Annotated in this window: 21 protein-coding genes; 9 read left to right on the forward strand and 12 right to left on the reverse strand. The window is 74.1% G+C overall.

The features are described 5' to 3' along the window. Positions 1–277 precede the first annotated feature (277 nt). Positions 278–1498 carry a PP2C family protein-serine/threonine phosphatase gene (locus tag JOF41_RS18725; RefSeq protein WP_229795953.1) on the forward strand — a complete coding sequence of 407 codons (1221 nt, stop codon included), beginning with the start codon at positions 278–280 and terminating at the stop codon, positions 1496–1498. Between the two features lie 26 nt (positions 1499–1524). Here JOF41_RS18725 and JOF41_RS18730 read toward each other — a convergent pair whose 3' ends face one another. Continuing rightward, positions 1525–2169: a chemotaxis protein CheB gene (locus JOF41_RS18730; RefSeq protein ID WP_209620831.1), complete on the reverse strand. Its 645-nt coding sequence runs from the start codon at positions 2167–2169 to the stop codon at positions 1525–1527. Positions 2170–2270: 101 nt separating this feature from the next. On the opposite strand from JOF41_RS18730, the gene JOF41_RS38325 reads away from it, so the two are divergent. Next, the gene (locus JOF41_RS38325; protein ID WP_209620833.1) at positions 2271–2978 is read left to right on the forward strand and encodes a Crp/Fnr family transcriptional regulator; all 708 of its coding nucleotides are present in this window, start codon (positions 2271–2273) and stop codon (positions 2976–2978) included. Positions 2979–2985: 7 nt separating this feature from the next. On the opposite strand, the gene JOF41_RS18740 is transcribed toward JOF41_RS38325, so the two are convergent. The 6 genes from JOF41_RS18740 to JOF41_RS18765 form a co-directional block, all read right to left on the reverse strand. After that, the gene (locus tag JOF41_RS18740; RefSeq protein WP_189224974.1) at positions 2986–3822 is read right to left on the reverse strand and encodes a helix-turn-helix domain-containing GNAT family N-acetyltransferase; all 837 of its coding nucleotides are present in this window, start codon (positions 3820–3822) and stop codon (positions 2986–2988) included. Positions 3823–3946: 124 nt separating this feature from the next. Then, positions 3947–4516, reverse strand: coding sequence for an LOG family protein (locus JOF41_RS18745; protein WP_209620835.1), 570 nt, complete (start codon positions 4514–4516; stop codon positions 3947–3949). Positions 4517–4660: 144 nt separating this feature from the next. Then, positions 4661–5590 carry a serine hydrolase domain-containing protein gene (locus JOF41_RS18750; RefSeq protein WP_209620837.1) on the reverse strand — a complete coding sequence of 310 codons (930 nt, stop codon included), beginning with the start codon at positions 5588–5590 and terminating at the stop codon, positions 4661–4663. 44 nt (positions 5591–5634) lie between these two features. Beyond that, a complete protein-coding gene (locus JOF41_RS18755; RefSeq protein WP_209620840.1) occupies positions 5635–6543 on the reverse strand; it encodes a DUF6895 family protein in 909 nt (302 codons plus the stop codon). Beyond that, positions 6540–7262: a hypothetical protein gene (locus JOF41_RS18760; protein WP_209620841.1), complete on the reverse strand. Its 723-nt coding sequence runs from the start codon at positions 7260–7262 to the stop codon at positions 6540–6542. The genes JOF41_RS18755 and JOF41_RS18760 overlap by 4 nt, the downstream gene beginning before the upstream one ends. After that, positions 7259–7444: a hypothetical protein gene (locus JOF41_RS18765; protein ID WP_189224970.1), complete on the reverse strand. Its 186-nt coding sequence runs from the start codon at positions 7442–7444 to the stop codon at positions 7259–7261. The genes JOF41_RS18760 and JOF41_RS18765 overlap by 4 nt, the downstream gene beginning before the upstream one ends. 202 nt (positions 7445–7646) lie before the next feature. On the opposite strand from JOF41_RS18765, the gene JOF41_RS18770 reads away from it, so the two are divergent. Both JOF41_RS18770 and JOF41_RS18775 read left to right on the forward strand, forming a co-directional pair. Beyond that, the gene (locus tag JOF41_RS18770; RefSeq protein WP_209620844.1) at positions 7647–8804 is read left to right on the forward strand and encodes a glycosyltransferase; all 1158 of its coding nucleotides are present in this window, start codon (positions 7647–7649) and stop codon (positions 8802–8804) included. A 129-nt stretch (positions 8805–8933) separates the two neighbouring features. Further along, complete coding sequence (locus JOF41_RS18775; protein WP_209620847.1) at positions 8934–9371, forward strand: hypothetical protein; 438 nt, start codon at positions 8934–8936, stop codon at positions 9369–9371. Between the two features lie 15 nt (positions 9372–9386). Here JOF41_RS18775 and JOF41_RS18780 read toward each other — a convergent pair whose 3' ends face one another. Continuing rightward, positions 9387–10073 (reverse strand): TetR/AcrR family transcriptional regulator, encoded by a 687-nt coding sequence (locus tag JOF41_RS18780; RefSeq protein WP_189224967.1) that lies wholly within the window; start codon positions 10071–10073, stop codon positions 9387–9389. 94 nt (positions 10074–10167) lie between these two features. Between JOF41_RS18780 and JOF41_RS18785 the strand changes: the two genes are divergently transcribed. Beyond that, on the forward strand, positions 10168–10893 hold the full coding sequence (locus tag JOF41_RS18785; protein ID WP_189224966.1) for an SDR family oxidoreductase: 726 nt from the start codon (positions 10168–10170) through the stop codon (positions 10891–10893). Between the two features lie 88 nt (positions 10894–10981). Beyond that, entirely contained in the window at positions 10982–11683 is a 702-nt protein-coding gene (locus JOF41_RS18790; protein WP_189224965.1) for a hypothetical protein, read from the forward strand. Between the two features lie 4 nt (positions 11684–11687). Here JOF41_RS18790 and JOF41_RS18795 read toward each other — a convergent pair whose 3' ends face one another. Further along, the gene (locus JOF41_RS18795) at positions 11688–12515 is read right to left on the reverse strand and encodes a nitroreductase/quinone reductase family protein (RefSeq protein WP_209620850.1); all 828 of its coding nucleotides are present in this window, start codon (positions 12513–12515) and stop codon (positions 11688–11690) included. Between the two features lie 367 nt (positions 12516–12882). Then, complete coding sequence (locus tag JOF41_RS18800; protein WP_209620853.1) at positions 12883–13833, reverse strand: NAD(P)/FAD-dependent oxidoreductase; 951 nt, start codon at positions 13831–13833, stop codon at positions 12883–12885. A gap of 147 nt (positions 13834–13980) precedes the next feature. On the opposite strand from JOF41_RS18800, the gene JOF41_RS18805 reads away from it, so the two are divergent. The 3 genes from JOF41_RS18805 to JOF41_RS18815 are packed head-to-tail and all read left to right on the forward strand — an operon-like array spanning position 13981 to position 16916. Continuing rightward, a complete protein-coding gene (locus JOF41_RS18805) occupies positions 13981–14601 on the forward strand; it encodes an L-threonylcarbamoyladenylate synthase (protein ID WP_189224962.1) in 621 nt (206 codons plus the stop codon). Between the two features lie 49 nt (positions 14602–14650). Further along, entirely contained in the window at positions 14651–15715 is a 1065-nt protein-coding gene (locus JOF41_RS18810; RefSeq protein WP_209620855.1) for a GDSL-type esterase/lipase family protein, read from the forward strand. Between the two features lie 58 nt (positions 15716–15773). Further along, on the forward strand, positions 15774–16916 hold the full coding sequence (locus JOF41_RS18815; protein ID WP_209620858.1) for an RICIN domain-containing protein: 1143 nt from the start codon (positions 15774–15776) through the stop codon (positions 16914–16916). A gap of 59 nt (positions 16917–16975) precedes the next feature. Here JOF41_RS18815 and JOF41_RS18820 read toward each other — a convergent pair whose 3' ends face one another. Both JOF41_RS18820 and JOF41_RS18825 read right to left on the reverse strand, forming a co-directional pair. After that, a complete protein-coding gene (locus tag JOF41_RS18820; protein WP_229795951.1) occupies positions 16976–17590 on the reverse strand; it encodes a histone deacetylase in 615 nt (204 codons plus the stop codon). Then, the gene (locus JOF41_RS18825; RefSeq protein WP_189224959.1) at positions 17578–18126 is read right to left on the reverse strand and encodes a GNAT family N-acetyltransferase; all 549 of its coding nucleotides are present in this window, start codon (positions 18124–18126) and stop codon (positions 17578–17580) included. Before JOF41_RS18825 ends, JOF41_RS18820 begins: the two co-directional genes overlap by 13 nt. Between the last annotated feature and the right edge of the window lie 53 nt (positions 18127–18179).

The raw sequence follows: 18179 nt of genomic DNA on the forward strand, positions 1-18179 counted from the left end.
AGGTCGCCCCCTCGCAAGCGACGACCTGAGCAGCGGCGGGGCCGGTGGCGGCGCGGCGTCGGCAGGTGGTGCCCCGCACGTGAGGAATCACGACTTCCGCGCATCTCACGAGTGAATCGGCGGTCGGAACCTCACTCTTCTCAGCGTCCGCTGCGCGGGTCGGGCGATCCCCCTGCCCTGCGCGGTCACCGGATGACGTGCCCCCTGGGGGGACGAGCGTCGCCGAAGCGCTGTCCCACGGGGGTGCCGGACGGCGCGCTTCCCCTACCCTGTTGCGGTGATCGAGCGGGGCCAGTCGTGGCAAGCGGTGTTCACCCACGTCGTCAACCAGTCGCACCTGGCGACCGCCGAGGACGTGCCGCGCATCCTCGACGAGGCGACCGCCCTGGTCGGCGCCTCGGTGGAGCTCTACCTGGTCGACCTGGGGCAGCGCGAGCTGCACCCGGTGCGCCGGGCAGCCGGTCCGCCGCTGTCGATCGAGGCGACGCTGGCGGGCCGGGCGTTCACCCGGATGGAGATCATCACGGCGGTCGAGGCCGCCGTGGCGCACCTGTGGGTGCCGGTGCTCGACGGGACCGAGCGGCTCGGGGTCGCCCAGATAGCGCTGCCCGAGGGCGGCGACCCTGCGGACCAACGGCTGCGCGAGCGCTGCTGGGCGCTGGCCGGGGTGATCGCGCACCTGGTGCTGAGCAAGGAGCTCTACAGCGACCTGTTCCACCGGGTGCGCCGCACCAGGCCGCTGTCGGTGGCCTCCGAGCTGCTGTGGCAGCTGCTGCCGCCGAAGGTGTTCGCCTCCGAGCGGGTGGTGATCGCCGCGGCGATGGAGCCCTACGACCACGTCGGCGGGGACGGCTTCGACTACGCCGTGGACGACGGCCACGCCTACGTGGCCATCTTCGACGCGATGGGTCACGACCTGCAGGCCGGGCTGACCACCTCCATCGCGCTGGCCGCCACCCGCAACGCCCGCCGGGGCGGCGCGGACCTGGTCGCCGCCGCCGAGCTGGCCGACGACACCATCGCCGCGCACCGGCAGGCGGACACCTTCGCCTACGCCACCGCGTTCCTGGCCCGGCTGGACCTGGCCACCGGGGAGCTGGTCTACCTCAACGCCGGGCACCTGCCCCCGGTGGTGCTGCGCGACGGCCGGGTGGTGCGCCAGCTGGACGGACGCGGTCGCACCCCGCTGGGCCTGGGCCGCTTCCAGACGACCGAGCCGCTGGTGCACCACGAGCAGTTGCAGCCCGGCGACCGGGTGCTGTTCTACAGCGACGGCGTCACCGAGGCCCGCAGCCCGCAGGGCGAGTTCTTCGGCCTGGAGCGGCTGGTGGACCTGACCGAGCGCCACGAGCAGGCCGGGCTGCCCGCGCCCGAGACGCTGCGCCGGGTGGTGCACGCCGTGCTGGAGCACCAGCGGGGGCGGTTGCAGGACGACGCCACCCTGCTGGTTCTGGAGTGGACCACCACCGAGCAGGCCACCCTGCTGCCCACCGTGTGAGCGCTGCCCACCGTGTGAGCGCGGGCTCAGGCGTGCAGACGGGCCCAGGGGGCGATCGGCACGCGGAGCAGGTCGGCGCCGCCGGGGGCCATGGTCAGCGCCACCAGCGCCGCCGCGATCCGGTTCAGCGGCAGGACGAAGTCCACGCAGCCGGTGGCCATGGCGCTGGCGGGCATCCCCGGCGCGCGGGCCGTGGTGGGGTCCTGCACCAGGACCCGGCCGCCGCCGCGCTTGACCTCGCGGACGCCCCGCGCGCCGTCGTCGAGCATCCCGGTGAGCACCACGCCGATCACCGCCTGCCCGAGGGTGGCGGCGAGGCTGGTCAGGAACTGGTCGCCGGAGCGGAGGGCGGGCCCCTCAGCGAGGGTGATCGTGCGGTCGGGCCCGAGGACCGCGCAGTGCCCGGTCGGCACGACCACGACCCCGGAGGCGCCCAGCGGGTCGCCGGTCCGGGCGGTCCGCACCGGCAGCGGCGTCACGCGCGCCAGCAGGCGGCCGAGCCGGTCGCCGTCGGCCTCGCGGCGGCCGTGCTGGACGACCACCACCGGCGCGGGGAAGTCCGCGGGCAGGCCCCGCAGGACCTCCGAGACCGCATGCAGGCCGCCCAGCGAGGCGATCATCGCCACCGCCTGGAAACCAGGGGGCACGGGGCCGTGCGCGGTGGCGGACACGACGTCCAGGCTACCGCCCTGTGCCCGGTAGCCGACACATGGCGGGGTGGCCGCGACCACAGCGGGTACCCCCACGGCACCGCGGCACGAGGAGGGCGGACGTGGACGACTACCGGTGGAACACGCTCCTGGCGAAGCTGTCGGAGGCGGAGTTCACCCGGCTGCGCCCCGGCCTGCGCGTCGTCGACCTGCGGATCAAGCAGCCGATCTACCAGTACCGGCACCCCATGGACGCGGTGTACTTCCCGCTGGACTCGGTCTTCTCGCTGGTGACGCCGGTCAGCGGTGAGCGCGGTGTGGTCGAGGTCGCCACGGTCGGCTTCGAGGGCATGGTCGGGCTGCCGCTGTTCCTCGGCTCGGCGACCAGCCCCACCGCGGCGTTCTGCCAGGTGCCCGGCAGGGCGGCGGAGCTGTCCGCGACCGACTTCCGGGAGTTCCTGCACCAGGACGGGCAGCTGCACGGCCTGCTGCACCGCTACACCGAGACCATGATCACCCAGATGGCGCAGAACGTCGCCTGCAACGTCGCCCACCTCGCCGAGCAGCGCGCCGCCCGCTGGGTGCTCACCACCGGCGACCGCACCCGCGGCGACCGGTTCCCCCTCACCCAGGAGTTCCTGGCCCAGATGCTCGGCGTGCGGCGCAGCACCGTCTCCGAGATCGCGGGCAAGCTGCAGGCCGACGACGTGATCACCTACAGCCGGGGCAACCTCGCCATCCTCGACCGGCCGCGCCTGACCGGCATCGCCTGCGAGTGCTACCGGATCATCAAGGACGAGTTCGACGCGCTCGCGGGCCCGGACGCCTGAGGTCCGCTCAGCACGACGGCGGCTCGGCGGTCCGGCAGCGGCGTTCGAGCATGACCGTGTCGCGCCAGACGCCGTGGTGCCGGGCGATGCGCTCGCGCACGCCGACGGTGCGGAAGCCCGCGGCGTGGTGCAGGGCGATGCTGGCGCGGTTCTCCGGGAAGATCGCGGTCTGCAGCGTCCACAGCCCGCCCTCGTCGGCCGCGGTGACCTGCTTGCGCAGCAGCGCTGTGCCCACGCCCCGGCCGCGGACCCCCTCCCCCACGTAGACCGAGGTCTCGGCCACCCCGGAGTAGCACTCGCGGGTCGACACCGGCGTGGCCGCGGCCCAGCCCACGACCCGGTCGCCGAGCTGGGCGACCCAGCGGTGGCCTGCCAGCCACTTGGCGTCCAGGGTGCGCCTGCTGGGCACCTCGGTCTCGAAGGTGGCGTTGCCGGTGGCGATGCCCTCGCCGTAGACGCGCCGCACGTCGGCCCAGTCGTCATCGGTCATGGCGCGCACGGTGACGTCGGCGGGCGGGTTCGCGGGGTGGCGCGGGCGGGTGGCGACGGTGCCCATGACCGCGTCGGCGGCGTGCGGCAGGCAGGCGCGGCAGGCCGGGTCGACCGACACCAGCGTCGCCGTGCCCTCCTTGCGCAGCCGGACGAACCCGACCTCGGCGAGCTTGCGCAGGTGGTGGGAGCAGGTGGACTGGCTGATGCCCACGGCCTCGGTGAGCGCGCCGACGGTGATCTCTCCCGGCGCGGTGGCCACGACGTGCAGCACCCGCACCCTGGTCGGGTCGGCCAGGCAGGCGAACCACTGCGCGTAGGTGGCCGCGTCCCGCGTGGCGAGGGTCGTGGTCATGGCGCTGATTGTCGACCGGCGACAATGGTCGCGTCAATCGACGTCAGTCGATAGATCGCTCACTCCATCGAGGAAGATCGACGAATGGGCCGGTCACGGTGGGCGGGACGCGCCCCGGCGCTGGTCACGGCGGGTCGTCCGACCAGGTGTAGTCGGGCGGCCGGTAGTCGGCGAACCGGTCCAGCAGCCGCTCCAGGTCGTCGTCGACCAGCAGCATGTCCCGGTAGGGCGGCTTGAGGAAGCCCTCGCGGAGCATGTGCTCGACCAGCGCCACCAGCGGGTCGAAGTAGCCCGCGACGTTAAGCGCGCCGACCGGTTTGGCGTGCAGCTTGAGCTGCGCCCACGTCCAGGCTTCGAACAGCTCGTCGAAGGTGCCCGCGCCGCCGGGCAGCGCCAGCACGGCGTCGGCCAGCCCGGTCATCACGGCCTTGCGCTCGTGCGGCGTGTCCACCACGCGCAGCTCGGTCAGGCCGTCGTGGGCGACCTCCCAGTCCACCAGCGACCGCGGGATCACGCCGATCACCCGTCCGCCCGCCGCCAGCGCGCCGTCGGCGACCGCGCCCATCGTGCCGACCCTGGCCCCGCCGTAGACCACCTCCGCGCCGCGGCGGGCCAGGGTCTCGCCGACCCGCCGCGCGGCGGCGAGGTACTCGGCGCGACCGGACGACGATCCGCAGTAGACGCACACCCGCACCCCCAGAACCTAGCCCCGCCCGCAAGTACCACCCGGCCCGCCGCAGCGGGCCGCTGACCACTACCCGCCGCCCCAGTCCGCCGACGCGGGTAGTGGTTACGCGCTCGGCCAAAGCGCACGGGTGGTACTTGCGGGCGCGGTGGGTCAGGCGGGGGCGAGGGTGGCCAGGGTGCGCAGGGCTTCGTAGGAGCGCTGGATGAACGTGCCGCGCAGGGTCGGGCCGGTGTTGACCAGGGCGACCAGCGCGGTCCCCGCCCGCGGGCTGAAGCCCGCGAAGGAGGTGAACCCCCTGGTGCCGCCGGAGTGGAACAGCAGCTCGTGCCCCGGCCGCGCGCGGTGGTTCCACACCAGGCACAGGTGGTCGGCGCCGCCGGGGAGGGCCACGCGGGGGCGGGCGACCTCGGTGAGCGCCCGCTCCAGCGGGGTGGCGCTCGGGTTCAGGTGGGCGGTGAGGTAGCGCAGCATGTCCCGCGCGCTGGAGCGCAACGCGCCCGCGGCGGGCAGTCCGGGGATCTCCCACGGCGGGCGGGGCCTGCCGCGCCAGTAGCCGGTGGCCTGGGGAGCGGGGGCGCAGCCGGTGTCGGGCAGCCCCAGCGGGCGCAGCACGCGGGCGGTCAGCAGCTCCTCGAACGGGCAGCCCGCGGCGCGGGCCAGCAGGTGGCCCAGCAGCCCGACGCCGAAGTTGGAGTAGCGCACCCCCGGACGCGGGCGGGCGCGCGGCACGGCGGCGAGCACGTCCCGCGCCGTGAACGCCCGGTAGGGGTTGGTGAACCAGGCGGGCAGGGCGGAGCGCCACAGCCCCGGCGGCAGCTTGGGCAGCCCGGAGCTGTGGGTGGCCAGCCGCACCAGGGTGATCGGGGCGCGCGGGGCGCACTCGCGCGGCAGGTACCGCTCGACCGGGTCGTCGTAGCCGACCTCCCCGCGCGCCACCATCTCCGCCAGCAGCAGCGCGGTGAACGTCTTGGTCAGCGAGCCGATCTCGAACCGGGTGTCCGACCGGACCGGCAGCGCCCCGCCGCGGGCGGTGGTCCCGGAGGTCAGCAGGAAGTCCTCGTCGCCCCGGCGGGCGGCCACCGCAGTACCATCCACAGTGGACAGAAGAGGGGTGAGCGGGTCGGTCACGCGGCGCCGTTCAGCAGCCGGGACAACGCGAGCGTGCCCGCCACCGTGGCGACCACGGTGGTGTGCTGGTGGTTCAGGAACCGCTGGTCCGGGGATCCGGTCACCGGTTCGCCGTCGCGGGGCACCATCCCGTCGGCGTGCTGCAGCGCCGCCAGCCGCGCCCACTCCGCGGCGTCGAGCCTGGGCCGGGGCAGGCAGACGCCCACGATCAGCAGCTCCCCCACCAGGTCCCACTGCCCCACCTCGGACCAGATGTCGATCCACACCGGCAGCCAGTCGGTGACGTAGGCGGTCATGTCGGCGGGCAGCCCGTCCGGCCGCGCGCCCCAGTCGGTGAGGTGGAAGACGGTGTGGGTCACGCTGTAGCCGGTCATCCAGTCGATGGCCCACGGCGGCGGGGTCTGCCCCAGCCACGTGGCGCGGGTCAGCGACGGCCAGTCGTCGGCGCCGACGCCCACGGTCCGGTGCGCGTTGGCCACGGCCAGCCTGCGGTTGGGCACCACCTCGACCATCGAGCCGACCGCCGCGCAGTGCGCCAGCAGCTCCTCCAGCTCGTCGTGCCGGTGGCCGCTGCGGGCGAAGTGGGCGTAGGTCTCCAGCGGGTCGGTCAGCAGCGGGTAGCGCAGCTGCCGCTCGTAGAGCAGCGCGCCCTCGCGCATCTGCTGCCAGGTGAAGTCCACCAGCTCGCGCGCGGTGCGCAGTTGCGCGCTGCCCGCCGCGCCCTCGCGCAGCACCAGGGAGGCGGCCAGCGCGGTCTCGCCGAGCGGTTTGTAAGCGCTGTCCGGGTCGCCCAGGTCCGCGCCGGTGTCGGCGGGGAAGGCACCCCGCTCCCGGTTGGCGTGCAGCCAGTCCAGGGCGGCGGTGCTCAGGTCGTGCGCGATGCGGGCCACCGATGATCCGGTCACACCGCCTCCGATCCCAGCAGCAGTCGGGCCACGGCCAGGTCCAGCAGCAACCTCGGTTCCGCCCCGACGCGCAGCCGGACGTGCTCGACCAGCGGCGCGGGGTCCAGCGGCAGCTCGACGCCCAGGTGGGCCAGCAGCGCGGTCCAGCGCGCCAGCCGGGCCGCCGTGGGGTAGTCGCGGCGCAGCACCGCCCGGCTCGCGCCCCTGGTCAGCGCCAGCGGCTCGGCCACGACGGCGGCCACCACCGGGCCGCCGACCTCGGGCAGCGCCAGTGGGGACAACCGGGCCACGGCCGCCGACCACAGCGGCCACTGCTCGACCCTGCCCAGCACGGCCGCGGCGTTGTCCGGCGGGGCGACGCCCGCCGCGTCCGGCTCGGGTCCGTAGAACAGGGCCAGCAGCCGCACCGCGGCCCAGTCCCGCCACGCGGCCACCCGCTGCTCCTCCGAGCTCGCCCCGATCACCGGGGGGTAGGTCCCGAAAGACTCGGCCACCACGGCGGCTTCCCGCGCGTCGAGGAGGCGGTCCGCCACCAGTTGCGGGGCGAACAGGTCCGCCCCCAGCAGTCGGACCGCCCCCAGCGCCGTCGCCTCGTCGGGGCACGCGTCCACGTAGTCGACCAGGCCCACCGCGCCCGCGCCGCGCAGGGCGTCGAGCACGCGGCCCGCCAACGCGGTGGCCGCGTCCGCGAGGCGAACCCGGACTTCGGCCGGGTTCACTTGTCCTTGGGCTCCTTGGGAACCTCAGGGGACAGCAGCAGCCCCAGCAGGAGCAGCCCCGCCGACTGCGGCGAGTACAGCGGCGCGTCGCTGATCGCGGCTTCCGGCTCCGCCATCAACTCGTGCAGGACGGCTTGCTCTTCCGGTGTCGCGACGGGGCGCACCACGGTCTGAGCTGACATCGCAGCCTCCTTGATTTAGGGAAAGCACCAGCACTTCGAGTGCAGCACGGAAGGGGGACGGTGTCCGGTCGGGGGAGCCGGTCCGGGCCCTTTCCACTCATGTGAGTGACAGGGCACCGATCCGCCCCCCGTTCGCGCCGGAAGCCGTTGGGGCGCGAGGAGGCGCCTGCGCGGGCCGGAAATTCAGCGTACGATTAATTAGGTGTTGATCCTCTTCTCCAGCCTGGGCACGTACGGCCACACGTACCCCCTGCTGCCATTAGCCCGCGCGGCACGCCAACAGGGCCACGAGGTCCTCTACGCCACCACCGAGGAGCTCCACCCGACGCTGCGCGCGCTCGACCTGACACCGGTCACCGCGGGAATGCCGCTCGAAGAGGCGTTCGCCCTGGCCAGCGGGGGTGCGCAGTTCCCGCCCGTGGGACCCCCACCGACCCAGGGCGAGTCGCTGGAACTGGCCGCCAAGGCGTTCACCGAGGTGCTGCCCCGGCGGCTGGCCGCCGACCTGGCCCCCGTGCTGGCCGACCGGCGCCCCGACCTGGTCGTCCACGAACTGGGCGCGCCCGGCGCGGGCCTGGCCGCCAGGGTCGCGGGCGTCCCCGCCCTGTGCCACGGCTTCGGCCGCGTCGGCCCCGCGCTGACCTGGGAGGCGGTCACCGGCCAGTTCGCGGACGTCGCCGCGGAACTGGGCGTGGCGCTGCCCTCCGAGCACGCCTTCCTCGTGGGCCACCCCTACCTCGACATCTGCCCGCCCTCCTGGCAGGACAAGGCGTTCACCCCCGCCTCCGGACGTCTCCCGCTGCGGCCGGTGGCCTTCGCCGAGCCCGGTGAGCTGCCCGCTGGAGTGGCCGAGCACGACCGCCCGCTGGTCTACCTGACGCTGGGCACCGCGTTCGGCCACGCGGACGTGCTGCGCGGGGCGCTGGCCGCCCTGTCGGCCCTGGACGTCCGGGTGCTCGTCGCGGCGGGGCCGACGGTCCAGGTCGAGGCGCTGGGCGAGGTGCCGGAGAACGTCCTGGTGCGGCAGTGGGTACCCCAGGCGCGAGTGCTGCCGCACGCCGACCTGGTGGTGCACCACGGCGGCAGCGGCACGACGCTGGGCGCGCTGGCGGCGGGCGTGCCGCAACTGGTGCTGCCGCAGGGCGCGGACCAGTTCGACAACGGCGCGGCGCTGGCCGAGGCCGGGTTGGGCGAACAACTGCTCGGCCAGGAGGTCACCGCCGAGGCGATCACCGAGCGCGCCCGCGCCCTGCTGGCCGACGAGGTGGTCCGCGCCGCGGCCCGCGCGGTGGCCGCGGAGATCGCCACCATGCCGTCGCCGGAGGAAGTGGCCGCGCGGCTGCACGAGTACGCACGCTGACTCCCGGTCTCTCGATCGACCCGCCTGTGCGCCTGTGGGCGCACAGGCGGGTCCCACCGCGCGCACAGCGGCGACACAGCCACGACCGCGAAGGTGGTCCACGTCGACCCGAACCGCTGGGAGCAGCCGATGACCCCGACCGAGCAGTCAAACCCCACCCCCGCGACGCGGCAGACGCAGCCGTCGGGGCTGCGCAAGGGCATCGTGGCCGGGGCCGTCGCGCTGACGATCGCCGCCGGTGGCGGCGGAGTCGTCCACGCCAGCGGCAACTCGGCGTCGTCCTCCGAGGTGGGGCAGGCGCCCGCCGGTGCCGGTGATCCGCTGATCGGCGATCCGCTGATCAGCGATCTGCTGCACGGCGAGGTGCAGCGCGGCACGGTCACCGCGGTCACCGACACCTCGCTGACCGCCCGGAGCAGCGACGGCTACAGCCGGACCTACGTCATCGACGCCGGAACGGCGTTCGGCTCGCCGGGTGCTCCCGTCGAGGGCGACGCGGTGACCGTCGTGGCCGAAACCGAGGGCGGCACGGCGACCGCGGTGCGGGTCTTCGAGACGACGCAGTAGAGCGCGGGCCGGGGCTCAGCCCGCGATCCGGTCGAGCCACTCGGCCAGCAGCGCCCGCTCCGCCGCGGTGAGCGGGAGGTGGGGGTCCGCGTCCACCGCCGCCCGCAGCGCGGCCGCCCGGCTGGGCGCGGTGGCCTCGCCCGCCACGGCCTCGTCGGTGGTGATCGAGCGCAGCACGTGCTCGCGCGCCACCACCGACAGCTCCCGGTCGCGCTCCTCCGGCGGGCTGGAGATCAGGGTGAGCACGACTCCCATTCCGGTGGCGTGGACCAGTTGCGCGGCGTGCTCCACCCCCAGCCGCAACCTGCCCGCCGCGGCGATGCGCTCGACGATGCGACGCAGCACCGCACGCGCCCGGCGTCCGGCCTCGGAAGCCGCCCCGGACCGCGGTTCGCCGTACATCAGCAGGTAGAACGCGGGCATCGACAGGCCGAACTCCACGTGCAGGTCCCACCCCCGGCGCAGGTCCTCCACCGGGTCGCCGCTGTCGCCCAGCGCGTGCTTGGAGCCCAGGTAGGTGCGGAAGCCGTAGTCGGCCACCGCGTCGAGCAGGCCGTCCTTGTCGCCGAAGAGCCGGTACAGGGTGGGTGCCTGCACCCCGGCCGCCGCGGTCACCGCGCGGGTGGACAGCGCGTCGCGCCCGCCCCGTTGCAGCAGGTCCGCCGCCGCCCGCACGAGGCGTTCCCTGGTCGTCTCAGCCATATAGCGACGATAACAGCACGTCGATAGCGCTGGTTCGGTAGCGATGATATCGTTGTGTTGTTAGCGGATGGAACATCACTTCGAGGAGCACACCATGGCACGCGTTGCGATCGTCACCGGCGGCTCGCGGGGCATCGGCCGGGAGAGCGCCGAGCGGTTGGCCGCCGACGGGTTCGCCGTCGTCGTCGTGTACGGCGGCAACGAGCAGGAGGCCCGCTCCGCCGTGGACGCCATCACCGCACGGGGTGGGCAGGCCATCGCCGTGCGGGCCGACGTCGCCGACGAGACCGCCGTCGCCGCCGTGTTCGACGCGGCGGAGGAGACCTTCGGCGGAGTGGACGCGGTCGTCCACGCGGCGGGCGTGATGGTGCTGTCGCCGGTGGCCGAACTGGACCTGGACGCGCTGGACCGGATGCACCGCACCAACATCCGGGGCACCTTCGTGGTCGCCCAGCAGGCCGCCCGCCGGGTGCGCCGGGGCGGGGCGATCATCACCTTCTCCACCTCGGTGCTCGGCCTGGCGCTGCCCGGCTACGCCGCCTACGCCGCCAGCAAGGGCGCGGTCGAGGCGATCACCCTGATCCTGGCCCGCGAGCTGCGCGGCCGCGACATCACCGTCAACGCGGTCGCGCCGGGCCCGACCGCGACCGCGCTGTTCCTGGACGGCAAGGACGAGGAGACCATCGCCAAGCTGGCCGCGCAGCCGCCGCTGGAGCGCCTGGGCACCCCCGCCGACATCGCCGAGGTCGTGTCGTTCCTGGCGGGCCCGGCCCGCTGGGTCAACGGCCAGGTCCTGCGCGCCAACGGCGGCATCGTCTGACTCCAGGCGGGATCGGTCCTGGGGCCGATCAGCCGAATCGGCCCCAGGGCCGATCCCGGACCGGGGCACCGGGTGCGATCTTCACCTCATGACGCACTGGTTCCCCGGCCGCTGGATCGGCTCGACGGCATTGGTCCTCGGCCCGCTGCTGCTGCTCACCGGCACGCTGCTGCGAGCGCCGTTCCCCTTCTTCTTCCCCCATCAGATCGCGGCCATCGCCGAGCACCCCGGCCTGATGGCCGCCGCGCAAGCGACTTCGACGGCGGGCAACGTCCTGCTGTGCCCGGCGGTGCTCGTGCTGGTGCACCACATCGGGCGGACGCGCCCGGCACTGGCGAAGTGGGGCGGCGCTCTGGTCCTGTGTGGACTGTTCGAGCGCACCTTCCACGCGGGCGTCGACCAAGCTGCGCACCGCATGGTCCGCCACGCGGGCGCGGAGCGCGCAACGGCCCTGATCACCGAGTCCTACCAGGACTTGCACTTGTTCAGCTTCCTGTCGTTCACCGTCGTGTCCGGCTGGTTGGTGCTCGCGCTCGGCGCTCACCGCAGTCGGGTGCTGGGCACGGCGCGAGCGGTGGCGCTGGCGTTGACGAGCCTGCTGCCGATGGGAGTCCTCAAGGGCACCGAGGTGCTCTCCGTGGTCGCCACCGCGGGTCTGTGCGCGGCACTGGTCCCGGCGGGAGTGCGCCTGCTGCTCGACGGCCCGCGCCCCGACCGCCGGTCCGCGCTGCTGGCGCTGGCAGCGGTTCCCGCGCTCGGCGCGCTGGCCTTCGTGAGCACCCTGGGGTGAGCCGTCAGCCGACTTCCAGCAGCGGGACCAGCTGCTCCTCCTCGTAGGCCAGGTGCCGCTCCAGCTCGCCCGCGAGCCGCTCGACCTCCACCCGCAACGCCTCCGGCCCGGTGTCGCCCTCGGAGGTGACCCGGTGCAGGTCCGCCAGCAGTGCCGCGATCCGCTCGTGCTCCAGCGCCAACCGGTCCAGCACCGGCTTGACCTCCGGGTACCGGTCGGCGATGAACGGGAACAGGGCCACGTCCTCGCCGGTGTGGTGGTTGCGCAGGCCCTGGCAGAGGGTCAGGCAGTTGATCCGCAGCTGGGCGCCCAGCCCCGGCCCGGAGCGGGTGATCTCCTCGCGGATCAACGACAACTCGCGGCGGAAGGCTTCGTGCACGCCCTTGACCGCCTCGGCCCACGACCCGAAGGCGGGCGGCCCGCCGCCGACCTGCTTGAGCGCCACGACGGGCAGCACGCGGGTGGTCCTGGCCTGGTACTCGCCCCAGCCCGGATCGGATTCGACCGCGCGGGCGAACACGCGGTCGCGCTCCTCCCCCGCCAGGACTTCGGCTTGCGCTTCGTAGGTGAACACCCCGTCCTCCACGGTGGCGCGGGGGTCGGCCACCAGGTTGTGGAACCAGGCGGGGTGCCGGGGCGCGCCGCCCGCCGAGCCGATGACCAGCACGCGGTCGCCGTCGGGCAGGTAGCCCAGCGGGACGGTGTGCCGCTTGCCCGAACGCGCGCCGGTGGTGGTGAGCAGCAGCAGGCGGGCGCCTTCGAAGTAGCCGCCGACGCGGCCCCGGTTGGCGCGGAACTCCTCGATGACCTTCTGGTTGAAATCTTCTGGCACAGGTGGTCCTTCTCCGTTGGCAAGGCATGACGACCACACCGCGGGAGCGCGCTCGACCGCGGTGGGAGGTGGGCGCGTGGCAGCGCACGCGCGGCGGCACACGCGCGGCTGTGCGCGCGTGGCGGGGTGGAAAGGTGTTGGGGGTGCGGAGAAGGCGGCCCTCGGGCCCGCCCGGCGATCACGCCGTGGCCGGGCACCCAACTCGCTCGTGGCCCAAGGCCGACCCGGCAGTCATGCGGGCAACCCTAGTGGCGCCAAGGCTTGCAGGCAATGCCGTGGTGGTCGCGGTCGCCCGCGACCACCACGTCGCCCCAGCGGAGTTGTTCCAGCGGAGTTGTTCCAGCGGAGTTGTTCCAGCGGCGTCGCTTCAGCGGCGTCGCGCCACCGCCCGGCGGGTGTCCTCGGCGACGAGGTCGGCGTTGATCGCCGCCCCGGCGGTCAGCCCGGCCGCCGCGGAGGTGATGACCTGCGCCTGGGCGCCCGCGACGTTGCCTGCCACCCACACGCCGGGTTCCTTGGTCGCCCCGGTGGGGTCGGCGGGGATGTGGGTGCCGACGACGTGTCCCTCCACCAGCTGCTCCACCGGCTCCAGCCCGAGGCCGGCCAGCAGGTCGGCGCGCGCCCGGAAGCGGGGCCCCACCACGACGGCGCGGCGCGGCACGACCTCCCCGGAGGCCAGTCGGACACCGGTGATCCGGTCGTCCTCGACCTCCAGCGCGGCCACCTCGCCCGCCACCACGCGGACGTCGCGCGCGGCCAGCTGCTCGGCCCGCTCCGGGTCCGGCGCGTCCACGCCGTTGAGGAACAGCACCACGTCTTCGCTCCACTGCCGGAACAGCAGCGCCTGGTGCACCGCCAGCGGACCGACCGTGGCGAGCACCCCGATCGCCTGGTCGCGCACCTCGTAGCCGTGGCAGTAGGGGCAGTGCAGCACGTCCCGACCCCACCGCTGCGCCACCCCCGGCACGTCGGGCAGCTCGTCGACCAGCCCGGTGGCCACCAGCAGCCGACGCGCCACCACCTCGCGGCCGTCGGCCAGCGCCACGCGGAACCCGTCGTCGACGCGCGTGAGCGAGGTGACCGCGCCGTCGGTGAACTCGCCCCCGTAGGAAGCGACCTCGTCCCGGCCGATGGCCAGCAGCCGACCAGGCGGCGTGCCCTCCCGCCCCAGGTAGTTGTGCACGTGTCCGGCCGGGGCGTTGCGCGGTTCGCCCGAGTCCACCACCAGCACCGACCGCCGCGCCCTGCTCAGCGTCAGCGCACCGCTCAGTCCCGCCGCGCCACCGCCGACGACCACCACGTCGTAGTTCCGCTCCATCGAGCGCTCCTCTCTCGTCCGGTGCCCCCGACTATCCGCAACCCTGGCTGTTCTGACAAAATTTTTTGCCATTACCGCAATATGCTCCTCGGCCGCCCGACGCTCCCGTGCCGCGCCGGGCGGTCGGTGCCTCTAAGCTCCCCGCCCATGGCGAGGTACTTCGACGTGCACCCGGTCAACCCCCAGCGCCGAACGATCGACCAGGCCGTCGAGCTGATCCGCCAGGACGGGCTGATCGCCTACCCGACGGACTCCTGCTACGCGCTGGGCTGCCGCCTGGGCAACAAGGACGCCCTGGACCGCATCCGGCAGATCCGGCACCTGGACGACCGGCACCACTTCACCCTGATGTGCCGCGACTTCGCGCAGCTGGGGCAGTTCGTGCACGTGGACAACACGGTGTTCCGGGCGGTCAAGGCGGCCACGCCGGGCAGCTACACGTTCATCCTCCCGGCCACCCGTGAGGTGCCGCGCCGCCTGCTGCACCCGAAGAAGAAGACCGTGGGCGCGCGCATCCCCGACCACCCGGTGGCGCGGGCGCTGCTGGACGCGCTGGGCGAGCCCCTGCTGTCCAGCACGCTGCTGCTGCCCGACCACGCCGAGCCGCTGGTGCAGGGCTGGGAGATCAAGGAACTGCTCGACCACGCGGTCGACGCGGTGATCGACTCCGGCGACTGCGGCACGGAGCCGACCACCGTGGTCGACTTCTCCGGCGACGAGCCGGAGGTGCTGCGCCGAGGTGCGGGCGACCCGAGCCGGTTCGAGTAGCCGCCGATCACCCCGTGCGGCGGACCGGTTGTCCGTAGAATGGACGGCGATGCGGAGCACCCTCCGCCGCTTCGCGGCGCTCGTCATGGTCCTGCCCCTGCTCGCCCTGCTGCTGGTGGTCGGCGACAGCCCGTTCCCCGAGCCGCCCGGTCCCGGCCGCGACGCGCCGACCGCGGCGGTGGCGCTGGGCGACTCGACCATGTCCGGGGAGGGCGCGGGCGACTACGAGCCGGGCACCGACGGCGAGGCGGGCAACTGGTGCCACCGATCCCGCGCCGCGCAGATCTTCAAGACGCCGATCCCGGACGTCGACCGGGTGTTCAACCTGGCCTGCTCGGGGTCGAACGCCGAGCAGGTCGGCCTGACCGACCAGGTGCGCAACACCGAGGGATCGCAGGCGCGGCAGCTGGCGGCCATCGCCCGCGAGCACCGGGTGACCGCCGTGGTGGTCGCGGTGGGCGCGAACGACGACCCGCGCTTCTCCGACGTGCTGGGCCAGTGCCTGCAGGCGTGGTTCCAGCGGCGCGCGGACTGCTCGGACGTGCTGGCCGACCAGTGGCGCGAGCGCGTGGCGCGGATGACGCCGAAGGTGGAACGCGCGCTGCGGGACATCCGGTCGGTGCTGCGCGACGAGGGCTACACCGACCGGTCCTACACGCTGGTGCTCCAGTCCTACGCCTCCCCCGTGTCGCCCGACCTGCCCGCCGGCCTGCAGAACCTGGCCGGATGCCCGCTGCGCACCCGGGACATGCGCTGGGTCCGCGACACCGCGGTGGGCGAGCTGTCGGCCGCGCTGCGCACGGCGGCGCTGGCCACCGACGCCCGGTTCCTGGACCTGTCGCGCGCGGGCGAGGGGCACGAGGCGTGCGCGGGCGGGGACGACCAGGGCACCGAGTGGTTCACCCGGCTGACCGTGGACTTCGACGGCCTGCGCGACCAGGGGCGCGCGCCGCACGCGCTGCAGGAGTCGTTCCACCCCAACGCGCGCGGACACGAGCAGTTCGGGCGATGCCTGGGCCAGTTCCTGGCCACCACCGACCGCGCGGCGGCCTGCGTGGCGGGTGAGGACGGCACGCTGCGCGCGGTGCCGGAGCGGGACCGCGCGCCCGCGTGACGGGACTTGTCGGTCCCTACCGATAGCCTTCCCCCGACCAAGATCGAGGGGGGATGTCGTGAGGACTTCGTGGAAGTGGTCCGCCGCCGTGCTGGCGGTCGGGCTGGTGGTCGCGGGCGCGGGGCAGGCGGGCGCGGCCGACGAGGGGCGCGTCGTGGGGTGGGTGTTCTTCGACCGCGACGGGGACCGGGGGCGCGACACCGACGAGCCGCCCAGGGTGGGCGCGTCGGTGACCGTGCGCGGGGTCGGCTCGGGCGTCGAGCGCACGGGTGTCACCGACGGCGAGGGCCGGTTCGAGGTCGCCGGGCTGCCGCTGGGCGCCTACGACGTGACGGCCTCGGCGGCGGGCTACCGCTCGCTCGACGCCTCCAGCAGGCGGGTCGAGCTGGCGGACGCGACGCCGGTGAACGCGTGGTTCCCGCAGCAGGGCGGCGAGATCAGCGGGCGGGCCTGGCTCGACGCCGACGGCGACGGCGTGCGGGAGGGCGGCGAGTCCGCGGTGGACACGACGTTCACCCTGATCGGGCACAGTGACCACGAGGGAACGGTGTTGCGCGCGCTGCCCTCCGGCGGCGGCCAGTACGCCTTCCACGACCTGCCGGCGGGCACCTACCGGGTGGAGGCCGCCGCACCTGCGGGCACGCGGGCCACGCGGCCGTTGCGCGGTGACTGGCGGGCGGACTCCAACGTGGTCGGCACGCCGCTGTCCACGCCGCCGACGCGGCTGCCGGTGGCATGGTGGGCCTACGACCTCGACGCCGGTTTCGCCCCCGGTTCCGGCCCGCTCAACCCCGGCCTGGTCAACGCGCTCAGCGGCTGGTGCCTGGACCAGGAGTACCCGCAGGGCACCGCCACCACCGGCGTCGGCGCCTACCACTGCAACGGCCAGGCCAACCAGCGCTGGGTGCTGCGGTGGGACTCCGCCGACACGGCGGTCGTGGTCGACGAGCTGAGCGGCTGGTGCCTGGACCAGGAGTACCCGCAGGGCACGGCGACCACGGCGGTCGGCGCGTGGCCGTGCAACGGCGGGGCCAACCAGCGCTGGCGGATGGAGCGGGACCACTACGACGACACCACGACGCTGGTCAACGCGCTCAGCGGCTGGTGCCTGGACCAGGAGTACCCGCAGGGCACCGTCACCACCGGCGTCGGCGCCTACTACTGCAACGGCCAGGCCAACCAGCGCTGGAAGTTCCAGTAGGGCCTGGTCGCAGCGCCTGGCTACAGCGTCTGGCTACAGCGTCTGGCTACAGCGTCTGGCTACAGCGCCGCGATGTCCCGCGCGGACCAGAACGGGGTGGCCTCCGCCAGGTACGCCGCCACGCGCCCGGTGTCCCAGCCGTGCGCCTCGCGCAGCCCGGTGGCCAGCATCCGCAGGTAGGCCGCCGAGGGCGCGGTGTGCTCGACCTCGGCGGCGCGCCACGGCGCGGTGAAGGTCAGCGCGGGGCGGCCGTCGCGGTCGCCGAGGTGGACCAGCGTCTCGTACCGGCCGGGCCCGAGCTGGGCCCGGCCGGTGGCCAGCACCTCGGACAGGTCCAGGTCCACGCCCGGTTCCCGGTACATCTCCTGCGAGGCCACGTCGGCGAACTGCCCGGCGGTGACCAGGTAGGCGCGCGCGGCGGTGGTGCCGGGCAGGTCGGGGTCGAAGAACGCCCGACCGCCGTCCCAGACCGGCGAGTGGGTGGCGAAGTAGATGCCGCCCGCCATCTCCCAGCCGGTCACCGCGCGCGGCGGGCGGGGGTCGCGGCAGCCGGGGTAGCCGCGGGTGGCGCCGACCGGCACTCCCCCGGCGAGGTAGCAGCCGAACCGCTCGGCCCGCATGTTGGAGCCGTAGCTGACGTACCAGACCAGGTCGGGTCCGCTCAGCCGGGCCACTCGTCCTCCAGCATGGCGTAGATCATCTCGTCGCCCCAGCCGCCCTTGAACCACTCGTTGTGCCGGAAGTGCGCCTCGCGCCGCATCCCCAGCCGCTCCATCACCCGCCACGACGCCTCGTTGCGGGCGTCGCAGGAGGCGGTCACCCGGTGCAGGCCCAGGTTCTCGAAGGCCAGCCGCAGCATCGCCCGCGACGCCTCGGTGGCGTAGCCGCGACCGTGGTGGTCGGGGTGCAGGATGTAGCCGATCTCGCCCTGCCGGTGCTCCCGGCTGTGCCACTTGAGCACCGTCTCGCCGATGACCTCGTCCCCGCGCTGCAGCGCCAGCGCCAGGTGCTGGCCCTCCTCGGACGGCCAGGTCACCGAGCACTTGAGCGCCAGGCTCTCCGCGGTCTGCTCGTGGGTGCGGGGCCCGCCGTAGAGGTAGCGCACCACGTCCGGGCGGGACTGCCAGGAGTGCAGGGCCGCGTGGTCGGCCGGGGTGAAGGGACGCAGCAGCAGGCGTTCGGTCCGGATCGGGTAGTCGGGTTTGGCCACACCGCCACGCTAGTGCGCGCGGACGTGGTTGGTCGCGCGATAAACGCGGTGCG

Origin of the sequence: Saccharothrix coeruleofusca, from assembly GCF_017876325.1 — a bacterium.
Lineage (GTDB): Bacteria > Actinomycetota > Actinomycetes > Mycobacteriales > Pseudonocardiaceae > Actinosynnema > Actinosynnema coeruleofuscum.